Here is a 23,790-nt window from a genome sequence, read left to right as displayed (position 1 = left end):
CCAGTAATTCCTTAGTGCTTGGCGGCTTTTTCAGCGGCTTCTAAGGTATTCATTAAGAGCATCGTGATGGTCATCGGGCCTACACCACCTGGAACCGGGGTAATCCAGCCAGCAACATACTTGGCAGTATCAAAATCCACGTCGCCGCAGAGCTTGCCATCAGGTAGGCGATTAATGCCCACATCAATGACAACGGCACCGTTCTTGACCATATCACCAGTAATCATTTTAGGTTTGCCAGTGGCAACCACCAAAATATCGGCATCTTTTGTGTGATGAGCAAGGTCACGCGTTTTGCTATTACAGATGGTGACGGTTGCACCGGCTTGTAATAACAACATAGCCATTGGCTTGCCCACAATATTGGAGGCGCCCACAATAACAGCGCGAGCACCGCGGATAGGGTACTCAATGCTTTCAAGAATCTTCATGCAACCATAAGGCGTGCAAGGTTTGAATTCTGGTTGACCAACCATCAGGGCGCCAGCATTAGCCACATGAAAGCCATCCACATCTTTTTCTGGAGCAATCGCTTCTAGTACGCGCTCAGAGGCAATGTGTTCTGGAAGCGGGAGTTGCACCAAGATCCCGTGTATTGCAGGATCCGCATTGAGGGTGGCAATACGAGCGAGTAATTCTTCTTCGCCAAGTTCTACAGAATAGCGCTCTAAAACAGAATGAAAGCCAACGTCTTCACAGGCCTTTACCTTATTGCGCACATATACCGCGCTAGCAGGGTTGTCGCCAACCACGATGACTGCTAAACCAGGTCTAGTACCTTTGGCGGTGACAATTGCACCACGTGCGGCAATTTCCGTACGTAGTTTTTTAGAAAGGGCGTTTCCGTCTAATAATTGAGCTGGCATAGAAAACCCCGGTATTAATTAGGCTGAGGGTCGGATAAAGCCAAGCGGAGCAGGTCGGCTACCGTATTGACGTTGAGCTTCTCCATGATATTGGCGCGGTGTGCTTCAACAGTCTTTATTGAGATGCCGAGGTCATCAGCAATTTGTTTATTCAAGCGGCCCGCAACGATGCGCTCGAGAACTTGGCGCTCACGACCAGTTAACTTGCTGAGTAAGCTCTGGGTAATTTTGCGTTGACTAGCTTGTGAATAATCGATGCGCGCTTTAGCGAGCATACGATCCACTAAACCGCAAAGATCATTTTCTTTAAAAGGCTTTTCAATGAAATCCACTGCGCCACGCTTCATCGTGGAGACCGCCATCGATACATCACCATGGCCAGTAATAAAAGCAACTGGCATTGGCAGATTTTCACTAGTAAGACGCTCTTGCAATTCAAGGCCTGACATACCAGGCATACGCACATCCAAAATGGCGCAAGAGATGGTGGACTTATCGGTACTTTGCAAAGACTGTAAGAAACGTTCTGCGCTGGCATGGCAACGAACAACATATCCATTGCTTTCTAGGAGCCAAGTAAGCGAATCTCTTACCGCTTCGTCATCATCAACTACATAGACAACTTCAGCTTGGTTTGGTTTTACAGTAGCGCTTAAGTTCATATCAGTTCTCGCGAGGTAAATCTTTAAATTCGAAATTAAACAGTAGCCTTGGATCCAGGGGATTCCAGTGGTAGAAGTATTGTAAAGGTGCAGCCAGCCAGCTTGGTCTGTTCTGAGTCTTGGACATTGGTGGCCCAAAGTCTGCCATGGTGAGATTCAATAATGGAGCGGCAAATATTGAGCCCCATACCCATTCCATCGGATTTCGTGCTGAAAAACGGTTCAAATATGCGTTCCAGGACGTTTTCCGAGATTCCACCCCCAGCATCGGTGACCTGGATTCTGAGCATGGCCGGGAAGATGCTGGTGTCTAAATCAGCGCTAATCTGAACCGGCGGCGCTGACCAACGGGAGGAAAGGGGGTAAGCCTCGCGGACGCTATCCAAGGCATTTTTCAGAAGGTTAACTACAACCTGCAGGATCAGCACTGGATCTAGGTCAACTACAGGCAGATTTTCAGCAATTTCCGAGGCAATGACTAAGCGATGGCGGTGGGCTTCAATTTCAACCAAGCCAACCGCATCATTAATAATTTCTGTAATGTTTGCAGCTTTACGTTGAGGCTCACTGCGTTTTACAAAACCTCGAATGCGCTGAATGATAGTGCCAGCACGATGGGCTTGTTCAGAGGCTTTTTCTAGTGCCGGTAATATATCTTTAGTTAGTGCAGGGTCAAGATGCCCATCCAAGCGCTTAGCAACACCCATGCAGTAGTTTGATATAGCTGAAAGGGGTTGGTTGAGTTCATGGGCCAAAGAAGATGCCATTTCACCCATCGTAGTCAGACGGCTAGTGAACTGCATACGCTCTTGTTGTTGAAGTGCTAAATCATCTGCTTCTTTACGAGCGGTAATATCCGTGGCAATCAATAACTGTGCAAGATGTCCATCTACCCATGGGATATAGCGACGCCTAACTTCAAACCATTGATTGCTGTCATCACTTAACTGAACCTCTTCAGATTCGGATTCTTGATATAAGAATGACGTTGGAATGCCGGGAGGAGAGTCTTCAAGATCCTCTGCAATATCACGCAGCGTCGTGTTATTAGTATCACTACCTGCCAATTGGAAGTGACCCTGAGAGCCATCACCAAAGCGCTCTTGATAAAAGCGATTAGCAAATAGTAAGGCGTTGGTTTCTAGGGAGACTACTGACACAGCAGCGTCTAGACTTTCTAGAACGGTGGTGAAACGTTCTTGAGATGCGGCTAATTCTTCGCGAATCTTTTTAGGCTCAGAAATATCAATTAATGAGGTTACCCAACCAGTCTGTTTCCCCTTTTCATTAATGAGTGGAGCAATAAAGGTACGCGTTTGTATTAGACTGCCGTCTCGCTTTAAGATCACTCCTTCGATTCCAATCCTCATCACAACGCTGATATCGGATTTCATTGCCCGATTCATTTTCTCAACCAGCTCATCTCTTCTACTGTCGGGCCAGAATGGAAAAGGCGGAGTAAGCCCTATTAACTCTTCTGATGTCCAGCCTGTCATTTCGCAAAATGCCCGATTCACATAAGTAATGCGCTTTTGCATATCATGCGCACGAATACCGACGGGGGTGGAGTCTTCCATGGCATTACGAAAGCTCGTTTCTTTGCGCAGACTTGCTTCAGCCTCTTGGCGAACTTGCATCTGCTTTAGTACAGACCACAGACTCCAAACTACGAATGCACTCAATCCCAGTACGACACCAATCAACATCCTAAAGGTGAGATTGGTTGGTGGAGGATAGGTGTCGATGCGTAAATTGATGTTTGGGCTTAAGACACCAATATCTAGGCTCGTCTCATTGCTAAAGGCTCTTTTGGGAGTATCTCTATCAGAAGAAATGCCCAGCACTCTTTCATTATCAGTAAGCAAGGTAAAGCGGTAGTGGGATTTCAGTTCACTGGGTATGACATCTAATATTCCCTGGGCGGTATAGAGTGCCGCCAAGAAGCCAACTACTTCTCCGCCAACAACATTAGGTACCACTTGCCATAAAACGATTTTTCTATCGGTGGCGATTGGTGCATCACCCGGTAGATTTAAGGAAACAAACTGACTAAAGGCTGCTCGACTAGTTACTCGGCTCAGCTCAATAGTTGATGCAAGACTAGAATTAATCAGTCGATCATTTTGAGTTTTGCTAATCCAATCTGATCTGTTGCTTTCTGCCGGAGCTGACCATAACCGCTGATTTTGATTATTTAGCCAAATAATTTTGACAATCTCATGATTATTTAAAACAAGATCCTCTGATTGCTCGCGCGCAATTTGCCTTAGCTTAACTTGATCTTCGCTTGCTGCCACTTCTCGATTAATCGTTGTTAATGCGTCAAGGTTGCTAGCGAAACGCGATTGGATGCGCTGTTTGGCAAATGAGAGCTCTCTAAATAGGGCAGCCTCTTGCTGATTTTTTTCTTGTAAATGTAGCGTCCCTAAAATAATACCCATAACCGCTGTAAACAGAACAATGGCTAAAAGAGGCGTGTAAACAATCCTAAATCCGCGTATTTTGCGGAGCCATCTAATGGGGCTGAGGACTAATCCGGAAAGAACTGTTTTTTTCATGAACAAAGAACATTTTGCCCTATAGCAGCCTCTATTAAGCGATTTCTACACTAATTAGGCTTTCTTATTTGCACCGCAATAAAATACCACATTATGAGAAATATTATCATTATGTGGAAAATTGCTTGTTTACACCCATATACCTTCCTAGAATATTGCCTATAGAGTTAATGACAAATTAAGCACTATTCAATGGAGACAGATGATGGCAGCAGTTCCAGACCAAGTATTAGGCAAACAGAACACTCAGGATGCGGATCCCGGCGAGACTCAGGAATGGTTACAAGCGCTTGATGGCGTGATTCGTAACGAAGGTCCCGAGAGAGCTGCCTATCTCATCGATCAACAAATTTCTCATGCTCGTGTAAATGGAGTGGTACAGCCATTCCATGCTGAGACTCCATATATCAATACGATTCCCGTTGAAAATCAAGCGCGTTTGCCTGGCGATCAAAATGTGGAACATCGCATTCGTTCATACACTCGCTGGAATGCCATGGCGATGGTGCTTCGTGCGAATAAAGATACGAACGTTGGCGGACATATTTCTTCATTCCAGTCTGCAGCTACTTTGTATGACGTTGGCTTCAACCATTTCTGGCACGCACCGTCCCCTGAGAATGGTGGCGATTTAATCTTTGTGCAAGGCCACTCTGCTCCAGGCGTCTATGCGCGTGCTTATATGTTGGGGCGTCTTGAAGAGGGTCAGCTCAATAACTTCCGTCAAGAAGTTGGTGGCAAAGGCATCTCTAGCTACCCACACCCTTGGTTGATGCCAGACTTCTGGCAGTTCCCAACGGTATCGATGGGCTTAGGCCCCATCATGGCGATTTACCAAGCGCGCTTTATGAAGTACTTAACAGACCGTGGTTTTATTCAAGAGCAGGGCCGCAAGGTTTGGGCATTCTTGGGTGATGGCGAAACCGATGAGCCAGAATCATTGGGTGCGATTGGCATGGCCGGTCGTGAAAAACTCGATAACCTGATCTTCGTAATCAACTGTAACTTGCAGCGCCTAGATGGACCAGTGCGAGGCAACGGCAGCATTATTCAGGAGCTAGAGAGTGAGTTCCGTGGCGCCGGCTGGAATGTGATCAAAGTAGTGTGGGGCGGCCAGTGGGATGCTCTCTTTGCGCGCGACAAAAAAGGCATATTGATGCAGCGCTTAGGCGAGATCGTCGATGGCCAGTATCAGACTATGAAGTCTAAGAATGGCAGTTATGTTCGTGAGATCGTTTTCAATACTCCAGAATTAAAGGCGTTAGTAAGTGACTGGAGTGATGATGAAATTTGGCAACTGAATCGCGGTGGTCATGATCCACATAAAGTTTATGCAGCATTCCATGCCGCGGTAAATCACAAGAATCAACCTACAGTGATCCTAGCCCACACTATTAAAGGCTACGGCATGGGTGGTTCAGGTGAGGCGATGAACATTGCTCACCAAGCGAAGAAGATGAACGATGACGACGTACGTCGCTTCCGCGATCGCTTTGAGATTCCTGTTAAAGATGAAGAGTTAGACGAAATGCCTTTGGTCAAGTTTGCCGAAGGTAGTCCCGAATTGGAGTACATGAAGGCGCGTCGTCAAGAGTTGGGCGGTTACTTGCCACAACGTCGCACTAAAGCGGAGAGCTTGCCAGTTCCTGCTTTAGAAGTATTTGCTCCATTGCTTGAAGCCACTAGTGAAGGCCGTGAGATTTCTACAACCATGGCATTTGTACGCATACTCAATACAGTAGTGCGCGATAAGGTCTTGGGTAAGCGGGTAGTGCCGATTGTTCCGGACGAGTCCCGTACCTTTGGTATGGAAGGCATGTTCCGTCAATTAGGAATCTGGAATCAATTAGGCCAACTTTACACACCAGAAGATCATGATCAATTGATGTTCTACAAAGAGGACAAGACAGGTCAAATTCTGCAAGAAGGTATTAATGAAGCCGGGGGTATGTGTGACTGGATCGCTGCTGCGACTTCTTACTCTACCCATGGCGTACCCATGCTGCCTTTCTATATCTTCTACTCCATGTTTGGATTCCAGCGTATCGGTGACTTAGCCTGGGCTGCGGGGGATATGCGTAGTCGTGGTTTCTTGCTAGGCGGTACGGCCGGTAGAACCACCTTGAACGGCGAAGGCTTACAGCACGAAGATGGCCATAGCCATCTATGGAGTGGTGCGGTTCCAAACTGTATCAGCTATGACCCAACCTTCTCATTTGAATTAGCTGTAGTGATTCAGGATGGTATGCGTCGTATGTTGGAAGTTCAGGAAGATGTTTACTACTACGTTACTTTGATGAATGAAAACTATTCACACCCAGCAATGCCTAAGGGTGCGGAGAAAGACATCATCAAGGGTATGTATAAGCTCAAGTCCGTTGGTGACGACAAGGCAAAACTACGTGTACAACTCTTAGGTTCGGGAACGATCTTCCGCGAAGTGATTGAAGCTGCGGAGATCCTGCATAAAGACTGGGGTGTTGCCTCTGACTTGTGGGGTTGCCCAAGCTTTACTGAGCTAGGCCGTGATTGGACTGCGGTTCACCGTAGCAATCTATTGAATCCAACTGCTGCACCCGCCTTATCTCATGTAGAGAAGTGCTTGAAAGATACTGCAGGCCCAATCGTTGCAGCTACCGACTATGTTCGTCTATTTGCTGAGCAGATTCGTCCAGCAATTCAGCATATGGGTCGCCGTTATGAAGTTTTGGGTACTGATGGCTTTGGACGTTCTGACACCCGTGAAAAACTCCGTGACTTCTTTGAGGTAGATCGTCGTTGGGTCGTTCTCACTGCCTTGAGATCGTTGGTTGACTCTGGTCAGCTTGATCGCTCTAAGTTGGCTGAGGCGATTAAGAAGTACAACATCGACACTACTAAACCAAACCCAATGACGGTTTGATAAGAGATAAATACTATGAGTCAAATAATTGAAATCAAAGTCCCGGATATCGGAGACTATAAAGATGTGCCAGTGATCGAAGTCTTGGTTAAAGCCGGTGACAAGATTGAGAAAGAACAATCCATCGTTGTGCTGGAGTCTGATAAAGCGACCATGGATGTTCCTTCATCACATTCTGGCATTGTGAAAGAAGTCAAAGTCAAAGTAGGCGATAACCTTTCTGAGGGATCCCTTGTAATTACCTTGGAAGAGGGCGCGGCAGCAACAACTCCTGCACCAGCGACAGCAGCGGCAAGCGCTCCTGCGCCAGTAGCGGCTGCCAGCGGCGGATCCCCCATCGAAATCAAAGTCCCGGATATCGGCGACTATAAAGATGTACCAGTGATCGAAGTCTTGGTTAAAGCCGGTGACAAGATTGAGAAAGAACAATCCATCGTTGTGCTGGAGTCTGATAAAGCCACCATGGATGTTCCTTCTTCACACTCAGGCATAGTCAAAGAAGTTAAGGTAAAGGTAGGTGATAACTTATCGGAAGGATCGGTAGTTGTCATCTTGGAAGGTGGGGCATCTGGCGTATCGACTCCTGTGTCTACTCCTGCAGCTGCACCAGCCGCGCCTGCAATTAAAGCGGTAGAGCCTCCGATTGCGCGCGCACCCGCACCACCTCCTATCAGTAATACTCCTCCGCCAGTCGATGCCGCAGTAAGCCATGCAAGTCCATCTGTGCGTAAGTTTGCACGTGAGCTTGGTGTCACTATTACACAAGTAAAAGGATCGGGCCCTAAAGGCCGCATTACTCAAGAAGACGTCCAAGCATTTGTGAAGGCGGCTATGAGTGGTGGTGCGGGTAGTCCTGCTGCTGATTCTAGTGGCGGCAGCTTAGGTGGTTTGAATCTGATTCCTTGGCCGAAGGTTGATTTCACAAAGTTTGGTGAGATCGAGCGTCAACCACTCAATCGTATTAAGAAACTTACTGCAGCCAATTTGGGCCGTAACTGGGTGATGATCCCAGCCGTGACTTATCACGAAGATGCTGACATCACTGATTTAGAGGCATTCCGCGTTCTCACCAATAAAGAGAATGAGAAGAAGGGCGTCAAGATTACGATGCTGGCTTTCTTAATGAAGGCTGCAGTCGCTGCATTGAAAAAATATCCAGAGTTCAATAGCTCTTTGGATGGCGATGATCTGATTTTGAAGAAATACTTCAATATTGGATTTGCCGCAGATACTCCAACTGGACTGGTTGTACCGGTCATTAAAGATGCCGATAAGAAAGGCATCTTTGAGTTGGCGAAAGAAACTTCTGACTTGGCGGCACTCGCTCGTGATGGCAAGTTAAAGCCAGATCAAATGCAAGGCGCTAGCTTCACGATCTCATCACTAGGTGGTATCGGAGGAACGTATTTCTCCCCAATCGTGAATGCTCCTGAAGTGGCGATTATGGGCGTGAGCAAGGCAGCTATGAAGCCAGTGTGGGATGGTAAGCAGTTTGTGCCACGCCTCATTTGCCCACTGTCCCTCTCTGCAGATCACCGCGTGATTGATGGTGCTTTAGCTACCCGCTTCAATGTGTACATTGCACAGCTCTTGGCCGACTTCCGTCGCGCTAGTCTGTAAGGGGGATCTATGGCTAAGCAAATGATCCTTGTGCCGGATATTGGTGACTATGCAGATGTACCGGTCATAGAAGTGCTGGTTAAAGTGGGTGACGTGATTGAAAAAGAGCAGCCGCTATTAGTTCTTGAGTCCGATAAAGCAACCATGGAAATCCCGGCCGACGCTGCAGGAACTGTTACTAGTATTGCAGTCAAGCTTGGAGATAAAGTGAGCAAAGGTTCTGTGATTGCGGAGATTGAGGCTAGTGGCGCAGCGCCTACGCCTCAACCGGCACTAGCAGCAAAACCTGCCACACCAGCCACACCTGCTGCCATTGCACCTGCCCCGGTAGCAGGGCAGTACAGCGGTAAGGTTGATCATGAGTGTGAAGTGTTAGTACTTGGTGCTGGCCCTGGTGGTTATAGCGCAGCGTTTCGTAGTGCCGACTTGGGCATGAATACCGTTTTAGTAGAGCGCTATCCCACATTGGGTGGGGTTTGCTTGAACGTTGGATGCATTCCATCGAAAGCATTGCTGCATACCACCTCAGTGATGGATGAAGTCAAAACCATGGCTAAGCACGGCATCACTTTTGGCGCACCGAAGATTGAGATCGATCAATTGCGCGGTTACAAAGAGTCCGTTATTGCTAAATTGACTGGTGGTCTTGCTGGTATGGCAAAGGCTCGTAAAGTAAAAGTAGTTCGCGGCCTAGGTAAGTTCTTAGATGCAAATCATGTCGAAGTTGAGTTAACTGATGGCACTGGCCAGGATCTCACTGGCAAAAAAGAAGTAGTGCGCTTTCAGAAGGCGATTATTGCTGCTGGTAGCCAGCCAGTGAAGCTGCCATTCTTGCCAGAAGATCCACGCATTGTCGATAGCACAGGCGCCTTGTTGCTCAAGAGCATCCCTAAACGTATGCTTGTCATTGGTGGCGGCATTATTGGTCTAGAGATGGCTACTGTTTACAGCACACTAGGCTCACGCATTGATATCGCTGAGATGATGGATGGCTTAATGGCCGGTGCTGACCGTGATTTAGAAAAAGTCTGGGAGAAGTTCAATGCCGGACGTTTTGAGAAAATCATGCTCAAGACACGTGCCGCTAAGGCAGAAGTTAAGCCTGACGGAATTCAAGTTTCTTTTGAAGGTGAGAATGCACCAGCTGAACCACAAACTTATGACTTGGTATTGGTTGCAGTAGGACGTACTCCGAATGGCAAAAAGATTGATGCCGGTAAAGCAGGTGTGCAGGTAGATGAACGCGGCTTTATTCCTGTCGATAAACAAATGCGTACCAATGTCTCTAATATTTTTGCGATTGGCGACTTGGTTGGCCAGCCGATGTTAGCTCACAAGGCGGTGCATGAAGGTCACGTCGCTGCAGAAGCTGCTGCTGGCGAAAAATCCTACTTCGATGCCAAGCAGATTCCATCGGTTGCTTATACCGATCCTGAAGTGGCATGGGCTGGTTTGACAGAAGAGCAATGTAAAGCTCAAGGCATCGCTTATGAGAAGGGTTTGTTCCCATGGGCAGCTAGTGGACGCGCGATCGCTAATGGACGTGATGAAGGTTTCACAAAACTCATTTTTGATGCTACTACCCATCGCATTATTGGTGGCGGCATTGTGGGAACACACGCTGGCGATTTAATCGGTGAAGTGTGTTTGGCTATTGAGATGGGTGCTGATGCGGTGGATATCGGTAAAACGATTCATCCACACCCAACCCTTGGTGAATCAGTCGGTCTTGCGGCTGAAGCAGCTCACGGACATTGCACTGATTTGCCGCCTGTAAAGAAAAAATAGATTTCAGATAGACCCCAGCAATTAAAAGCCCTGAGAAGTTAGGGCTTTTTCTTTTGCAGTGCAATATAAAAATGCATATCACTATGGTCTGTGTATGAGATGATTTAACGCATGTCAAAAGTAATACGACTTCTTCACGGCGATTTTGGTAGAGTGGCGCTTCTTGAGATGGATGCGCCCTTAGTCACCCATGCGCATCATCACTGCCACATCTTATGCAAGGTGGCGGGCCCAGATATTGCTTTTCAGGTTAGGGGACAGCTATGCCCCCTAACAGATGACAATGCAGTTCTCATCAATGCCTGGGAAGAACATTCCTACCTTCATTTACCAGTGAATGGTGAAAATCCCATTTTGCTTGCGTTGTACCTGGAACCAAAGTGGTTGGCATCGTTTAGCAAAAAATTCTTAGCAAGTAGCCATCCTCGTTTCTTTATTAATAACTTGTCTGGGTTAGGTAACCATCAAAAGCAGGTATTGGAAAAGATCTCAATGGAACTTTGGTGGGCCGATCAGATTACCCATGACTACCTTGAATCCATCTTGCTTGAGCTCGTGCTGAGTTTTATGGATGATGCCGACCTTCTAACCCAAGGTGATTTGCGTAATTCAGGCAATTCATTGGCATTTATGGATCCAAGAATACGAAAAGCAATCCATATCATGCGCACATCTCCTCAAGGGTTTAGTGATATTTCAATGGTTGCTCAAAGTGTCGATCTTTCGCGCTCTCACTTTTTTGAGCTCTTTAGGCGCTGCACTGGACTTTCACCCGTTGTATTTGCAAATGTACTCAGAATGGAGTTTGCATTTGATGCGCTCGCCGATAAAGGGGAGAGTCTGATTCATATTGGTGATGAGCTTGGTTTTTCTGCTCAAAGCCATTTCACCCGATTCTTTAAGCAGCATCAAGGGGTCACCCCAAGCCTCTATCGTCAGCAGGTAGAAAAGGCGCCCAAGCTAGACTCTTAGGGTTTTCCTGATACACATAATCGGACTCTAGGGTAAGTAATCGGACTTTAAGGTAAGTGTCCTCTTAGTCTGATCATTAAGCTTCTTTCAGCATTAATTATTCTTAATTTAGCTGAAAAGATTGCATTGAAAACAAGTTCAAACTATTTAGGCAAGGCATGTGAGCGTGTAGAAGATATTGCTCTTCTGACGGGTGGGGGTCGCTATCTGGATGATCTTCCGTTGCCAGTTGGAACCTTATATGCTGCAGTGGTTCGTTCACCTATTGCGCATGGAAAAATTATTTCTGTAGATATAGAACCAGCATTACAGATAAAGGGGGTCAGGGCAATCCTGACAATCGATGATGTTCAGGCCTGGTCCAATCCATTGGTCGTTGCCGTTAAAACTCCAATGCGTCAGTGGGTGCTGGCCAATGAGTATGTGCGCTATGTGGGCGAGCCTATAGCAGTAGTCATTGCTGAATCAAGAGCTTTGGCAGAGGATGGGGTTGAGAAGGTTGAATTAAACATTCAGCCACTTCCTGCGGTTGTGGATGTAGATATTGCACTATCAGATACATCGATTATTCTTCATCAAGACATTGGTAGTAATTGTGTTTTAGATCGATCACATCAATACGGCGACCCTGAGGGGGCATTTAATAAAGCTGCCAGTATCGTCGAGGTTGATATTCGTTATCCCCGCAACTCCTGCACACCCATAGAAACTGGTGGAGTTGTTGCTCAATGGCGAGGTGCAGACTCTTCGTATGAAGTAACGTCAAATTTTATGGGGCCATTTTCACTGCATGTAGTCATGGCTGCGGCTTTGAAGGTGCCGGGAACAAAGTTGCGTCATCACGTTGCCCCTGATTCAGGTGGCAGCTTCGGAGTTAAGCAATCCGTCTTGCCATACATCATCATGTCTTGCTTGGCATCGCGTAAGGCAGGTGCCCCAGTGAAATTTATAGAAGATCGCTTAGAGCATCTTCAAGCAGCCACTTCTGCGACCTCCCGCCATACTCATTTACGTGCAGCTGTGGATGGGGATGGAAAAATATTGGCATTAGACTACGATCAAATTGAAGATTGTGGGGCTTATTTAAGGGCGCCTGAGCCGGCAACACTTTATAGGATGCATGGTTGTGTTACCGGCCCTTATCAAATCCAGAATTTAAAAATTCGCAATCGTGCCGTATTAATTAATAAAACTCCAACCGGATTGGTTAGAGGGTTTGGCGGTCCTCAGGTTTATTACGCACTTGAGCGTTTAATTCACAAAATCGCAAAAACTTTAGGTAAAACGCATCAAGAAATCGCGGCATTAAATTATGTTCAAAAAGAGCAGTTCCCTTACCGAGCGGCTGCAGGTGCATTGCTAGACTCAGGTGACTATCAAAAGGCCTTAAAAACACTAGAGAGCTCACCAGAATTTAGAAAATTATTAGATCGTAGAGATCAGGCAAGGAAAGAAGGGCGCCACTACGGAATTGGTATTGCGTCGATTGTTGAGCCTTCAGTGTCCAATATGGGCTATATCACTACCGTCCTTACAAAAGAGCAAAGAGCAAAAGCAGGCCCTAAAAATGGCGCCATCACCTCTGCGACAGTCAGCATAGACCCCTCTGGAAATATTGCGGCAAATATTGCTTCAGCCCCTGCCGGACAAGGCCATCAAACGGTTATTAGTCAATTATTGGCGGATGTTTTTGGAGTCCTACCATCCCAAATCCAAGTCAATGTCGATTTTGATACCGCAAAGGATGCATGGTCTATTGCCGCTGGAAATTATTCGAGTCGTTTTGCTGGTGCAGTAGCAGGAACAGTATTTTTGGCCGCTGAAAAGTTAAAGGCTCGAATTGCGGATTACGCTGCCCACCTACTTAAGGTCAAGCCGAATCAATTAATTTTTTCAAACGGCAATATAGCCGTGATTGGTTCTGAGGACAATGGCATACCTTTCTCCAGAGTTTGTGGAAACTTTCACTGGTCACCTGGATTAATTCAAGAGGCTCTCGGAATAGAAGCAATACTTGCGCTACAGGAAACACAGTTTTGGAGCGCAGATGTTTTAGAGGCTCCCGATGAGGCTGATCGAATTAATACTTCTGCGGCATACGGTTTTGCTCTTGATGCTTGCGGCATAGAAATAGATACCGAAACCTGTTCTGCAAAGATAGACCAGTACATTACCGTGCATGATGCGGGCAGGATATTAAACCCCGCCTTAGCGGATGGGCAGATATATGGCGCGTATGCCCAAGCAGTGGGCGCAGCCCTTTTTGAAGAGTTTGTTTATAGTAGTGATGGCAATTTTCTCTCAGGTACTTTTGCCGACTATCGTTTGCCGACTTCGAGTGATATTGGTATTCCAAAAATTTATCATCAAGAATCTCCAAGCCCATTTACGCCATTAGGTGCCAAAGGCATTGGCGAGGGTAATAGCATGAGTACCCCTGTTTGTATTGCAAATGCAATTGCAGATGCTTTAGATGTTGAAGAAATTGTTCTGCCTGCAACCCCCAGTCGAATTCATGCGCTTCTTGTGGGGAAAGGTTTGTTGAAGCTTGATAAACCTTTTAGTCAAGCTTCATCAATGGCTATAAATACCGACTATCCTTTGAAAGCTCAGGGCGCGGTTAGATTGCAAGTGCTACCTGAGGATATTTTTGCTGTATTGCTTGATCCAGAAAGATTAAAGAATGTCATACCAGGTTGTGAGTCTATTCATAAAAAAACAATTGCAAATGGTATTCAGTTTGACTGCATTGCAGTTGTGCGCATTGGTATTGCAAAGGCCCGATTTGCGGCTAAGGTTGAATTAACGAATGTACAAAGCCCTAATAGTTTCACCCTAGGCGGTGAGGGTCGGGGCCCCCTAGGTATGGCTCTCGGAATGGGACAAGTTGACCTTACAAAAGATGGCAGTGTGACTGTGCTGAAGTACGACTACCAAGCGCAAGTATCGGGAAAGCTTGCGGCAATTGGAAGTAGGTTATTGGAGGGCGCCATTCGATTGGTATTGGATCAGCTATTTAGAGCCCTTGCAAAAGAAGCTGGAGCAAAACAAGAAGGCATATTTAAAGCTCTGATTGGCAGACTATTTGCTTTATTAGGAGCAAGCAAATGAAATCTGCTCCTTTCGTGATGCACCAAGCCAGCTCTAAAGAAAATGTTTTGGAGTTGCTGGATAAGTATGGCGAAGATGCCCGCATTATTGCCGGAGGGCAAACCCTTATTCCTGTCTTGGCAATGCGGGTGGCTAGTCCTGATCACTTAATTGATATTAATAAGGTTGAAGAGCTTAAAACCTTCAGTGTATTGGGCCATGCGCTTCGGGTTGGGGCGGGCGTAAGGCAGTCTGAATTAGAGCATTGGAGTGATCTTGGTAAAACCCAGCCATTATTAAGCATGATGTTTCCGTGGATTGCTCACGCCCCTATTCGAAATCGTGGAACTGTATGTGGATCGATTGCGCATGCTGATCCTAGTGCCGAGCTGGTCCTTGGATTGTCAGTGCTAGAGGGTTCGGTCTCTCTCGTAAGTAAAAAGAAGAAGCGAGTAGTTCATGCCAAAGACTTTTTCCTGGGAGCCCTTCAAACCAGTCGTCAGCCAACGGAATTCATTGAGTTTGTCGAGTTTCCTATTCGTGGGCCAAATGCTGGTTTTGGGTTTGCTGAATATGGTTATCGCCACGGAGACTTTGCAGTAGTTGCCGTAGCAGTTATTAAGGAAGATGATCGCTGGACTATAGGATTTGGCGGCATTGATGATGTTGTGAGGGTTTATAAATGCGTTGCAAGTTCATTGGATGGGGCCTATCAATTTATTGATGATTTAGCGGCCAAGACTGAGGTGAGAGAAGATCCCACGGCCACCGCAGGATTACGTAGACATTTGATGCGCTCACTTGGAATGCGCGCGTGTCAACAAGCCATAGATTTTAAAAGTGAAGAAATGAAATGAAGAGCCATTTGATAAAGCTGAATTTAAATGGGGTGGAGCGTGAAGGTTCCTGTGAATCACGCACAACATTGCTAGATTTTATTCGCCATGATTTGGGAGCAACAGGTACTCATGCAGGTTGTGAGCATGGCGTATGTGGTGCATGTACGGTTGAGGTTGATGGGCAGATCGTACGTTCTTGTCTCATCTTTGCATGTCAGGCTGATAGCGCCATAGTAAAAACTGTAGAAGGCCTTGCAAAGTCAGGGGAGATGTCTGATTTGCAAAATGCGTTTAAGAAACATCATGCATTGCAGTGTGGATTTTGTACTTCTGGATTTTTACTATCGGCAGAGGATTTTCTCAAAAAGAATCCCCATCCAACTGAGCTAGAGGTGCGAGAAGGTTTATCGGGAAATTTATGTCGCTGCACTGGATACGTTGGAATTGTCGAGGCAGTTTTAGAGGTTGCCGCATCCAGAGCGCACAAAAATGGAGGAGAGCATGCTTGATTTAGGTCGAACTTTTTTGCAGGCTGTTGAGCGTGAGCCTAATAGACTAGCGATTGTAGATGGAGACAGGCGCCATACATATGCTGAGTGGGCACTTCATATTGGCGCTATTCAACAGTTTTTTTACAAGCAAGGCCTAAAACGTGGCGATCGTATTTTGACTGTTTTGCAAAATCGATACGAGGCGGCAACAATTCATTGGGCATGCCAGATGGCAGGCATAGCTATTGTTCCTTTAAATTGGCGTTCCAAGCCAGATGAAATTGATTATTGTGCGCAAAATGCTGATGTGAAATTAGCATTTGTTGAGGAGATATCTCTCAACAATTACCTTGAATCCGAAACAAGTAACTCTATCTCTGTAATTCTTTGCATGGAGAAAGCTGCATTAGATGGGTATTCCTATTTTGATCAGTTAATTCAGGATGGATTCGAGCCTGAGGCATTCGGTCATGTTGAGGATATATCTGTCATGCTTTTTACTTCTGGCACTACAGGGAAACCAAAAGGGGTCCCAAGAAAGCAGCGAGCAGAACGCGCGGCAGGAATTGCACACGTTGCACAAAATCAGTATGCAATGGGTGAGGTGACTTTAGGGGTAATGCCGCTCTATCACACCATGGGCGTAAGAACGCTGTTGTCTTTATGTATTGTGAATGGTACCTATGTTGCAGTACCACGTTGGGATGTGAATAAAGCGATAGAGGCAATCGAGAGTGAGGCTGTAACTCACCTTTATTTGGTGCCAACGCTATATCACGACATGATTCAGTCACAAAATTTCAATTCGGATCGAGTGAAGACTGTTAAGAAGCTTGGGTTTGCTGGGGCTCCTATGCATGACGCTTTATTGCTTAAGTTAAACGAAGCCTTCTCCCCTGAATTATTTGTAAATCACTATGGTTCAAGTGAGATTTACACATACACCATCAATCAGAATGCAGCATTAAAGCCAGGCTGCGCTGGAAAGGCGGGTATCAATGCGCGTATTAGAGTGGTGCAACTGGATCAAGGTTCCGTGCAAACATTACCAAGTCAAGTAGCAGCTTCTCATGAAGAGGGGCAGATCATTTGCGATCTTTCGGGTGATGAGGCATTTGAGGGTTATTGGAAGCGACCTGATGCTGATCAAAAGTCTATTCGTGACGGATGGTATTTCACAGGAGATACGGGCTACTTTGACGAGTCTGGTGACTTATTTGTTACTGGTAGGGTCGATGACATGATTATTTCTGGGGGAGAAAATATTTCTCCCGTTGAAATTGAATCTATTTTGTCTTTGCATCCTTCTGTGAGTGAAGTGGCCGTTGCAGGATTAAAAGATGATCGCCTTGGGCAAAAAGTAGTTGCCTTCATTAGAGCTTCGGGGAGTGTAGATTCTGATGTCTTAGATGAATATTGCCGAGGATCCGATTTGATTAACTTTAAACGCCCTCGAGAGTATGTATTTGTTAAAGAAATTCCCAAGTCGCCAGTAGGAAAAGTGCTGCGACGCATGTTAGTTGCCGGCGAATACGAAAGAGCTTAATTTTTTTACTAGGAAGACCATATGACTACTATTTTGAAACACCCTTTTAGCAATATCCTCGATAACCTTGATGGTTTCTATGTGGAAATTGATGAAGCCCATCAAAGGGCCGACATTGTTTTAAAGAGACCTCCATTCAATGTCATACAAATGCCTCAGCGTGATCAATTAAGAGCTGCATTTGAGTCTTTGGATGCTGACGATCGTGTCCGCATTATTGTATTAAGAGCGGAAGGTGAGCATTTTTCCAGCGGAGGAGATATTAAAGGCTTCTTGGAAGCAACGCCAGAGCACGTCTCCAAGCTTGCTTGGAATATTGCAGCACCTACGCGTTGTACTAAACCTGTCATTGCTGCAAATCACGGCTATTGCTTTGGGGTGGGTTTTGAAATTTCTCTAGCGTGCGATTTTCGTATTGCCGCTGAATCAACCTTGTATGCCCTGCCAGAGCAAAAGTTAGGTCAAATTCCTGGTTCAGGCGGATCAGCGCGATTGCAAAAAATGGTGGGCATCACCAGAACTAAGGATATTGTGATGCGCTCCCGACGCATTAAGGGTCAGCAAGCATACGAATGGGGCGTTGCAACTGAATGCGTTCCAGACTCAGAGCTTGCTAGTGCTGTATCTAAGTTAGTGGATGAGCTGCGCGCATTCTCACCAATGGCTCAAAGAACTGCCAAAAAGATGCTTAATGAAACGGAGGATTGTTTATTAACTACAGCAATAGAAGTTGAGGGTCACTGTTATAGCCGTTTGCGTAATTCTGAAGATTTTAAAGAAGGGGTTGAGGCATTCCATGGAAAGCGGCAACCCAATTTTGTCGGTCGTTAATTTTTTTAAAGGAGACGTACATCGTGAAAAAGAAATTTCAAACAAAGAAAATCGCTCTAGCTGTTGCTTTAAGTTTTGGTGCTTCGTTTGTTTTAGCACAATCAGGCCCAATTAAGATTGGTGTGGTAACGCCTTTATCTGGCACTTACACGCCAATTGGTGAGCAAGTAAAAATGGGTTTAGACCTAGCGGCAAAGGAAATTAATGCAGCAGGCGGTATTAATGGAAGAAAAATCGATTTAATTTATGAGGATGAAGAGGCAAACCCAGCGGTTGCTACCCAAAAGGCTGAGAAGTTATTCCAGGTAGAAAAGGTAGACTTTTTAACTGGAACGGTTAATTCAGGTTCAACCTTGGCTGTAGGCCAGCTGGCTGAGAGAAACAATAAGCTAATAGCGACAACGGTTTCATTCGCCGATTCAATTACAGCCGATAAATGCTCGCCGAACGTATTTCGCGTAAATGCTCGCGCTGGTATGCAGTCTGCTGCATTGGCAGCATGGGTAGATAAAGAAATTCCTAAGGCTAATATTTTCTTTATTGGCCCTGACTATGAGATGGGGCGTAGTACGGTCTCAGCTTTTAAGAGAGCATCTATAGAAAAAGGCGCTAAGGATGTTGGCGAGGTTTTTGCACCGCTCGACAACAAAGATTATTCACCATATTTTGGCCAAGTAAGAGCTGCCAAGCCTAATGTTATTTACACATCTGTGGCTGGTAACGATACAGTGCGCTTATTCACTCAAATGGATGAATATGGCGTCAATAAAGGCGTAACAATTGTTGGGGCCTCTGGTACCGTCACCTCTCAAAATATGGGCGCAATCGGAAAATCTGCAAATGGATTTGTTACGGGTGTAGGTTACTCCCCTAAATTAGATAACCCGGCTAATAAAAAGTTTGTAGCAGATTTCCAAAAGGCTTACAACAAGCTTCCAGATCTCTATGGCGCTGATTCCTATGGCCTCTTGTATTTTTATAAGGCCGCGGTTGAGAAAGCGAAGTCTACAGAAACAGACAAAGTTCGCAATGCCATGAATGATTTAAGCTGGCAAACCCCTCAGGGCACTAAGAAGATGCGCGCTGGCGATCACCAGGCTATGCAAGATATGTTTGCAGTTCGAGTAGAGAACGGCGAGTTCAATATTGTTGGAAGAGTACCTTCTGATCAGGCAATTGGCCCTGATACATGTACTCGTTTTTAATTAATTAGTAAATTACTCCACATCCACCCTATGCGGGTGTGGAGTTTTTGGCTTGTGAATTTCACTAAGGGATTGGGTTTTCAATGCTAGAGAGCTTGCAATATATTTATGCGCCGCAGATAGTCAATGGGCTTTCAATTGGCGTTGCTGTGGTCCTCATGGCTTTGGGGTTGACTATTATTTTTGGTTTGCTAGACGTAATTAATATGTCGCATGGCGAATTCTACGCAGCTGGAGCGTTCATTAGCGTGAGTCTGATGGCAATGGGCGTTTCATTCTGGTTATGTCTATTGTTAGTTCCCTTGTTATTGATTCCAATTGGTTTTGCAATGGAAAGGCTTTTGATTCAAAAAGTATTTCACTATAAAGACCGACATATTTTGACTCTGCTGCTGACTTTTGGTGTGGCGATGGTTTTGGAAGATGGTTACAAGATTATTTGGGGTGCAAATCCAATTAAGCCTAGCGCCCCAATCTCAGGTGCCAGCGAGTTGTTAGGGGTGATGTTCCCAAATTACCGACTATTCCTGATGGGTTTTGGTGCCTTAATTATTTTCTCTGTATGGGCGTTGATTTATAAAACTCAGCTGGGAGCAATTGTGAGGGCTTCAGCATATGACAAAGATATGAGCTCTTCACTAGGAATACCAGTGATGCGAGTTTATGCGCTGACCTTTGCATTCGGCGTTGCTTTGGCTGGCATAGCAGGAGTCTTGCTTGCTCCAATCTATTCGGTTTTCCCCACCATGGGACGAGATTTTATTTTGATGGCTTTTAGTGTTGTCATTGTTGGTGGTCTTGGAAGCATTAAGGGTGCAGTCATTGCCGGAATCTTATTGACGCAATTACAGTCAATATCTTCTTTATTTATTTCGCCGGTTTGGTCAGATCCTCTGGTATTTACGGTAATGGTTTTGGTGTTGATGTTTAAGCCAACGGGTTTGTATGGGGGCATGAAAAATGCATAATCCACAGTCCAAGGCTATCCGACTAATTGAGATCCTGTTATTAGTCTCTGCGGTAGCCTTATTTGTCATTGGTAGTATTTTGGGTGATACCTTCTTTCTGAGGTTAGCCACCGAATCATTAATCTTTGGCGGATTAGCGATGTCCGTTGATTTATTGCTTGGAATAGTCGGGCTACTCTCTCTGGGGCAGGCTCTGTATTTTGGTTTTGGTGCTTATTTATCCGCCTTAGTTTTAAAAGAAATTTCCCCATCATTTTTCTTGGCAATAGGCGTTGTAACTTTGTCGTCCATCGCACTAGGGTGGGTGGCAAGTTTTGTGGCGCTTAGATCAAAGGGCGTCTACTTTGCTTTAATTACCTTCGGACTGGCACAAGTAGCTGCTAAGGTTGTTTACAACACGAGAAGTCTCGGGGCGTCTGATGGCATGATGGGCGTTCCTATTTTGCAAATCTGGAGTCCATTTGGCATTGTGGATGCCGGCCAACCCGGCACATTTTTTGTTATCACCATGCTTACTATCGGCGCACTATATGCAGTCCTAAAATATTTTTTGACGACCCCTATGGGTTCCATTTGGCATGCAATTCGATCCAATGAGGATCGTCTAGCTTATGTTGGGTATAAGTCTAAAGGTCCAAAACAAGTGGCATTTATTTTGGCTGCAGTAGTAGCGGCTGTGTCTGGCGCTCTCTATCCAATGCTAAGAGGTTTTGTTTCTCCAGAGCTGATGTTTTTTAGTGTTTCAGGGAATGCTGTTGTAACAGTTGTCTTAGGTGGTGTCGGCACTTTGATTGGACCCATACTAGGAAGCGTTCTGTTAACTTCCTTTAAATCCATTATTGGAACTTGGACAGTTCATCACCATATTGTTATTGGACTTATCTTTGTGGTTGTAGTTGTTTCTGCACCTAAGGGAATAGCGGGACTACTGGCTAAATATTTCGGAAAAGCTCACTCTGGCAAGGGAGGGGAATGATGAGCAATAGTGAGATCATTCTGAAGGCAAGGAGCCTCAGCAAGCGATTTGGAGGCCTCAAAGCGGTCGATGATGTTAGTTTTGAAGTAACTCGTTTAGGCGTTACTTCAATTATTGGTCCAAACGGAGCGGGTAAGAGTACGCTATTTAACTTGCTTAGTGGAACTTTTATGGCTGATTCGGGATTGGTTGAGCTTGACGGTCAAAATGTTACGCGCATGAGTCCCGAGGGACGTCTGTCATCTGGAATGGCTAGATCATTTCAAATTACTAATTTATTTTTCGATCTCACAGTGATTGATAACTTAAGAATTGCAAGCCAAGCATTAGAGCCACATTCCAATTTGTTTTTTCCTTTGAGCAAAAGTACTGTCGCAATTGATAGGGCTAACGAATTATTGACGGAATTTGGATTGCTTGAGAGTCGTAATCAGCTTGCGGGAGCCTTATCGCATGGTCAGCAAAGACGCCTAGAGATTGCGGTGACATTGGCAACCCGACCAAAACTTTTGTTATTAGATGAGCCAACCCAAGGGATGTCTCAGGGGGATACTCAGGATACCGCTGAGCTCATTAAACGCCTTGGATCAAAAATAACAGTGCTACTGATTGAGCATGATGTAGACCTTGTAATGGATTTATCCAAAATAGTGATTGTCATGGCGCAGGGTAAAAAATTAGCGGAAGGTATTCCGAGCGAGGTTCGTGCTAATCCACTTGTTCAAACAGCATACTTTGGTGAGGAGTTGGCATGATATTGGAGATGCATGATGTACATGTCAATCTTGGCTTGTCTCATGTTTTACAGGGTGTGAATTTATCCATACACCCTGGTGAGACTGTGGGCTTGTTTGGTAGAAACGGCGTTGGGAAGACGACCATTGTCAAAACTATTGCCGGCTGGCATAGACCTTCTCGGGGAGAAATACTATTCCGAGATCAATCCATTGGAGCTTTACCTCCAAATGAAATTACCCGCTTGGGCGTGGGCTTAGTTCCTGAAGATCGCAGAATATTTCCCGGTTTAAGCGTTGAAGGAAATCTGAAGCTTGGATTGATGCAAGTCCAAGCAACCGAGCGTAAGGAAGCTGAACAAAGAATACAGATGGTCTTTGAAAGGTTTCCACGTTTGCGGGAAAGGCGAAATCAATCGGGTATCACCTTATCTGGTGGCGAGCAGCAAATGTTAGCAATGGCCCGAGTATTGGTGGGCAATCCAAAGTTACTGTTAATTGATGAGCCTACAGAGGGTCTTGCGCCAATGGTGGTGGCTGATATCTTTCGCTTGATGGAAGAGCTTAAAGCGCAGGGGATATCAATTCTATTAATTGAACAGAATATTCATAAGGCTATTCATTTGTGCGATAGACATTATGTAGTTGAGCGAGGACAAGTTGTTCTTGAGGGTAACTCCCAAGATTTGGATCAGCGTAAAGAATTAATTAGGCGCGTTAGTGTTTAAAACAATATTGGAGATACTTATGAGATTAAAAATAGTAGCTTATTGTCTTGCATTCGCAGTTGGTACGCTTGGGCTTACCTCTAGCCAATTATTTGCTCAGGGTTCTGCCGCTTATCCAGAAAAATCAATCACTATTATCGTTCCTTATCCACCCGGTGGGTTTAACGATACGCTTGGCAGAATCGTTGGTAAAAAGCTAAGTGATGCTTGGGGTGTAAATGTAGTGATTGAAAATAAGCCAGGCGCCGGTACTACCATCGGAACTAACTTTGTTGCGCGCTCTTCACCTGATGGTTACACAATCTTAGTTGCCCAGTTTCCATTCGCAGCCAATCCTTATCTTTATAAGTCATTACCTTACGACACTTTAAAAGCATTTAGTCCGGTAGTTTTGGCTGGCAGATCCCCGATGGTATTGGTTGCAAATTCAAACTCACCGATAAAGACTGTGGGTGAGTTTTTGGCTCTTGCTAAAGCCAAGCCCGGCTCTGTAAATTATGGTTCATCAGGACCTGGCTCCTCAAATCATTTGGCAATGGTTTTGTTTGAAATGATGGCTGGTGTGAGCTTAAATCAGGTTCCATATAAAGGCAGTACGCCACTTTTAACTGATTTAGCGGGAGGTCAAGTTGAAGTGGCATTTGATGCTTACCCGCATGTCCGTCCGTTTCTACAGTCTGGAAAAATTCGACCAGTAGCGATAGCAACTGAGGTAAGGTCTCCATTAATGCCGGAAGTTCCAACCGTTATTGAGTCTGGTGTCAAGGGTTACGAAGCTTCTTCATGGCATGGCTTTGTAGTGCCTTCTGGAACGCCGCGCCCTATAGTCGATAAGCTAAATAAGCAAATTAATCTAATTCTGAAGCAAGAAGATATTAGAAAAACATTCAACGAGCAGGGAGTAGTTCCAGATGGAGGTACTCCAGCTCAATTTGAAGCCTTCATTGCCAAGCAAATGGATATTTGGAAAAAAGTAGTTTCAAATGCAGGTGTTACGGCAGAATGACATCTATT

18 protein-coding genes are annotated in these 23,790 nt (G+C 45.5%); 15 read left to right on the top strand and 3 right to left on the bottom strand.

Annotated elements, in window-relative coordinates; genetic code table 11:
* Positions 1-11: 11 nt before the first annotated feature.
* From folD to VC159_RS07020, 3 genes are read right to left on the bottom strand one after another with little or no spacing between them, the layout of a single operon-like run.
* On the bottom strand, positions 12-866 hold the full coding sequence (gene folD / locus VC159_RS07030) for a bifunctional methylenetetrahydrofolate dehydrogenase/methenyltetrahydrofolate cyclohydrolase FolD (RefSeq protein ID WP_323473144.1): 855 nt from the start codon (positions 864-866) through the stop codon (positions 12-14).
* A gap of 14 nt (positions 867-880) precedes the next feature.
* The gene (locus VC159_RS07025) at positions 881-1,528 is read right to left on the bottom strand and encodes a response regulator transcription factor (protein WP_323473143.1); all 648 of its coding nucleotides are present in this window, start codon (positions 1,526-1,528) and stop codon (positions 881-883) included.
* A gap of 35 nt (positions 1,529-1,563) precedes the next feature.
* A complete protein-coding gene (locus VC159_RS07020; protein WP_251367796.1) occupies positions 1,564-3,969 on the bottom strand; it encodes a PAS domain-containing sensor histidine kinase in 2,406 nt (801 codons plus the stop codon).
* A gap of 322 nt (positions 3,970-4,291) precedes the next feature.
* Here VC159_RS07020 and aceE point away from each other — a divergent pair, with 322 nt between their 5' ends.
* The 15 genes from aceE (at position 4,292) to VC159_RS06945 (ending at position 23,782) form a co-directional block, all read left to right on the top strand.
* The gene (aceE, locus tag VC159_RS07015) at positions 4,292-6,988 is read left to right on the top strand and encodes a pyruvate dehydrogenase (acetyl-transferring), homodimeric type (protein WP_323473573.1); all 2,697 of its coding nucleotides are present in this window, start codon (positions 4,292-4,294) and stop codon (positions 6,986-6,988) included.
* Between the two features lie 15 nt (positions 6,989-7,003).
* On the top strand, positions 7,004-8,608 hold the full coding sequence (aceF, locus tag VC159_RS07010) for a dihydrolipoyllysine-residue acetyltransferase (RefSeq protein WP_323473142.1): 1,605 nt from the start codon (positions 7,004-7,006) through the stop codon (positions 8,606-8,608).
* A gap of 9 nt (positions 8,609-8,617) precedes the next feature.
* A complete protein-coding gene (gene lpdA, locus VC159_RS07005) occupies positions 8,618-10,396 on the top strand; it encodes a dihydrolipoyl dehydrogenase (protein ID WP_323473141.1) in 1,779 nt (592 codons plus the stop codon).
* Between the two features lie 111 nt (positions 10,397-10,507).
* Positions 10,508-11,368: a helix-turn-helix transcriptional regulator gene (locus VC159_RS07000; RefSeq protein WP_216156913.1), complete on the top strand. Its 861-nt coding sequence runs from the start codon at positions 10,508-10,510 to the stop codon at positions 11,366-11,368.
* A gap of 126 nt (positions 11,369-11,494) precedes the next feature.
* Complete coding sequence (locus VC159_RS06995) at positions 11,495-14,479, top strand: xanthine dehydrogenase family protein molybdopterin-binding subunit (protein WP_323473140.1); 2,985 nt, start codon at positions 11,495-11,497, stop codon at positions 14,477-14,479.
* Positions 14,476-15,315, top strand: coding sequence for an FAD binding domain-containing protein (locus VC159_RS06990; protein WP_216156907.1), 840 nt, complete (start codon positions 14,476-14,478; stop codon positions 15,313-15,315). The genes VC159_RS06995 and VC159_RS06990 overlap by 4 nt, the downstream gene beginning before the upstream one ends.
* Positions 15,312-15,806, top strand: coding sequence for a (2Fe-2S)-binding protein (locus VC159_RS06985; protein ID WP_216156904.1), 495 nt, complete (start codon positions 15,312-15,314; stop codon positions 15,804-15,806). Before VC159_RS06990 ends, VC159_RS06985 begins: the two co-directional genes overlap by 4 nt.
* Positions 15,799-17,334, top strand: coding sequence for an AMP-binding protein (locus tag VC159_RS06980; protein ID WP_323473139.1), 1,536 nt, complete (start codon positions 15,799-15,801; stop codon positions 17,332-17,334). The genes VC159_RS06985 and VC159_RS06980 overlap by 8 nt, the downstream gene beginning before the upstream one ends.
* Before the next feature lie 21 nt (positions 17,335-17,355).
* A complete protein-coding gene (locus VC159_RS06975) occupies positions 17,356-18,165 on the top strand; it encodes an enoyl-CoA hydratase/isomerase family protein (RefSeq protein ID WP_216156899.1) in 810 nt (269 codons plus the stop codon).
* A 23-nt stretch (positions 18,166-18,188) separates the two neighbouring features.
* Positions 18,189-19,370 (top strand): ABC transporter substrate-binding protein, encoded by a 1,182-nt coding sequence (locus tag VC159_RS06970; RefSeq protein ID WP_323473138.1) that lies wholly within the window; start codon positions 18,189-18,191, stop codon positions 19,368-19,370.
* Positions 19,371-19,453: 83 nt separating this feature from the next.
* Positions 19,454-20,338, top strand: coding sequence for a branched-chain amino acid ABC transporter permease (locus VC159_RS06965; RefSeq protein WP_323473137.1), 885 nt, complete (start codon positions 19,454-19,456; stop codon positions 20,336-20,338).
* A complete protein-coding gene (locus tag VC159_RS06960) occupies positions 20,331-21,314 on the top strand; it encodes a branched-chain amino acid ABC transporter permease (protein ID WP_323473136.1) in 984 nt (327 codons plus the stop codon). Before VC159_RS06965 ends, VC159_RS06960 begins: the two co-directional genes overlap by 8 nt.
* On the top strand, positions 21,311-22,069 hold the full coding sequence (locus VC159_RS06955; RefSeq protein WP_323473135.1) for an ABC transporter ATP-binding protein: 759 nt from the start codon (positions 21,311-21,313) through the stop codon (positions 22,067-22,069). The genes VC159_RS06960 and VC159_RS06955 overlap by 4 nt, the downstream gene beginning before the upstream one ends.
* Positions 22,066-22,776, top strand: a complete 711-nt coding sequence (locus VC159_RS06950; protein WP_323473134.1) for an ABC transporter ATP-binding protein — start codon at positions 22,066-22,068, stop codon at positions 22,774-22,776. Before VC159_RS06955 ends, VC159_RS06950 begins: the two co-directional genes overlap by 4 nt.
* A gap of 19 nt (positions 22,777-22,795) precedes the next feature.
* Entirely contained in the window at positions 22,796-23,782 is a 987-nt protein-coding gene (locus VC159_RS06945) for a tripartite tricarboxylate transporter substrate binding protein (protein ID WP_323473133.1), read from the top strand.
* The last annotated feature ends 8 nt before the right edge of the window (positions 23,783-23,790 follow it).

The organism is Polynucleobacter sp. JS-JIR-II-c23, assembly GCF_035011225.1.
In the GTDB taxonomy this organism is placed as follows: domain Bacteria; phylum Pseudomonadota; class Gammaproteobacteria; order Burkholderiales; family Burkholderiaceae; genus Polynucleobacter.
Note: the sequence above shows the minus strand (reverse complement) of the source record. Positions and strands in the feature narration are given on the sequence as shown.

Excerpts from the sequence above, each read along its gene's own strand:
- folD (WP_323473144.1), bottom strand. The coding sequence starts at position 866 with ATGCCAGCTCAATTATTAGACGGAAACGCCCTTTCTAAAAAACTACGT.
- VC159_RS07025 (WP_323473143.1), bottom strand. The coding sequence starts at position 1,528 with ATGAACTTAAGCGCTACTGTAAAACCAAACCAAGCTGAAGTTGTCTAT.
- VC159_RS07020 (WP_251367796.1), bottom strand. The coding sequence starts at position 3,969 with ATGGGTATTATTTTAGGGACGCTACATTTACAAGAAAAAAATCAGCAA.
- aceE (WP_323473573.1), top strand. The coding sequence starts at position 4,292 with ATGGCAGCAGTTCCAGACCAAGTATTAGGCAAACAGAACACTCAGGAT.
- aceF (WP_323473142.1), top strand. The coding sequence starts at position 7,004 with ATGAGTCAAATAATTGAAATCAAAGTCCCGGATATCGGAGACTATAAA.
- lpdA (WP_323473141.1), top strand. The coding sequence starts at position 8,618 with ATGGCTAAGCAAATGATCCTTGTGCCGGATATTGGTGACTATGCAGAT.
- VC159_RS07000 (WP_216156913.1), top strand. The coding sequence starts at position 10,508 with ATGTCAAAAGTAATACGACTTCTTCACGGCGATTTTGGTAGAGTGGCG.
- VC159_RS06990 (WP_216156907.1), top strand. The coding sequence starts at position 14,476 with ATGAAATCTGCTCCTTTCGTGATGCACCAAGCCAGCTCTAAAGAAAAT.
- VC159_RS06985 (WP_216156904.1), top strand. The coding sequence starts at position 15,312 with ATGAAGAGCCATTTGATAAAGCTGAATTTAAATGGGGTGGAGCGTGAA.
- VC159_RS06980 (WP_323473139.1), top strand. The coding sequence starts at position 15,799 with ATGCTTGATTTAGGTCGAACTTTTTTGCAGGCTGTTGAGCGTGAGCCT.
- VC159_RS06975 (WP_216156899.1), top strand. The coding sequence starts at position 17,356 with ATGACTACTATTTTGAAACACCCTTTTAGCAATATCCTCGATAACCTT.
- VC159_RS06965 (WP_323473137.1), top strand. The coding sequence starts at position 19,454 with ATGCTAGAGAGCTTGCAATATATTTATGCGCCGCAGATAGTCAATGGG.
- VC159_RS06960 (WP_323473136.1), top strand. The coding sequence starts at position 20,331 with ATGCATAATCCACAGTCCAAGGCTATCCGACTAATTGAGATCCTGTTA.
- VC159_RS06955 (WP_323473135.1), top strand. The coding sequence starts at position 21,311 with ATGATGAGCAATAGTGAGATCATTCTGAAGGCAAGGAGCCTCAGCAAG.
- VC159_RS06950 (WP_323473134.1), top strand. The coding sequence starts at position 22,066 with ATGATATTGGAGATGCATGATGTACATGTCAATCTTGGCTTGTCTCAT.
- VC159_RS06945 (WP_323473133.1), top strand. The coding sequence starts at position 22,796 with ATGAGATTAAAAATAGTAGCTTATTGTCTTGCATTCGCAGTTGGTACG.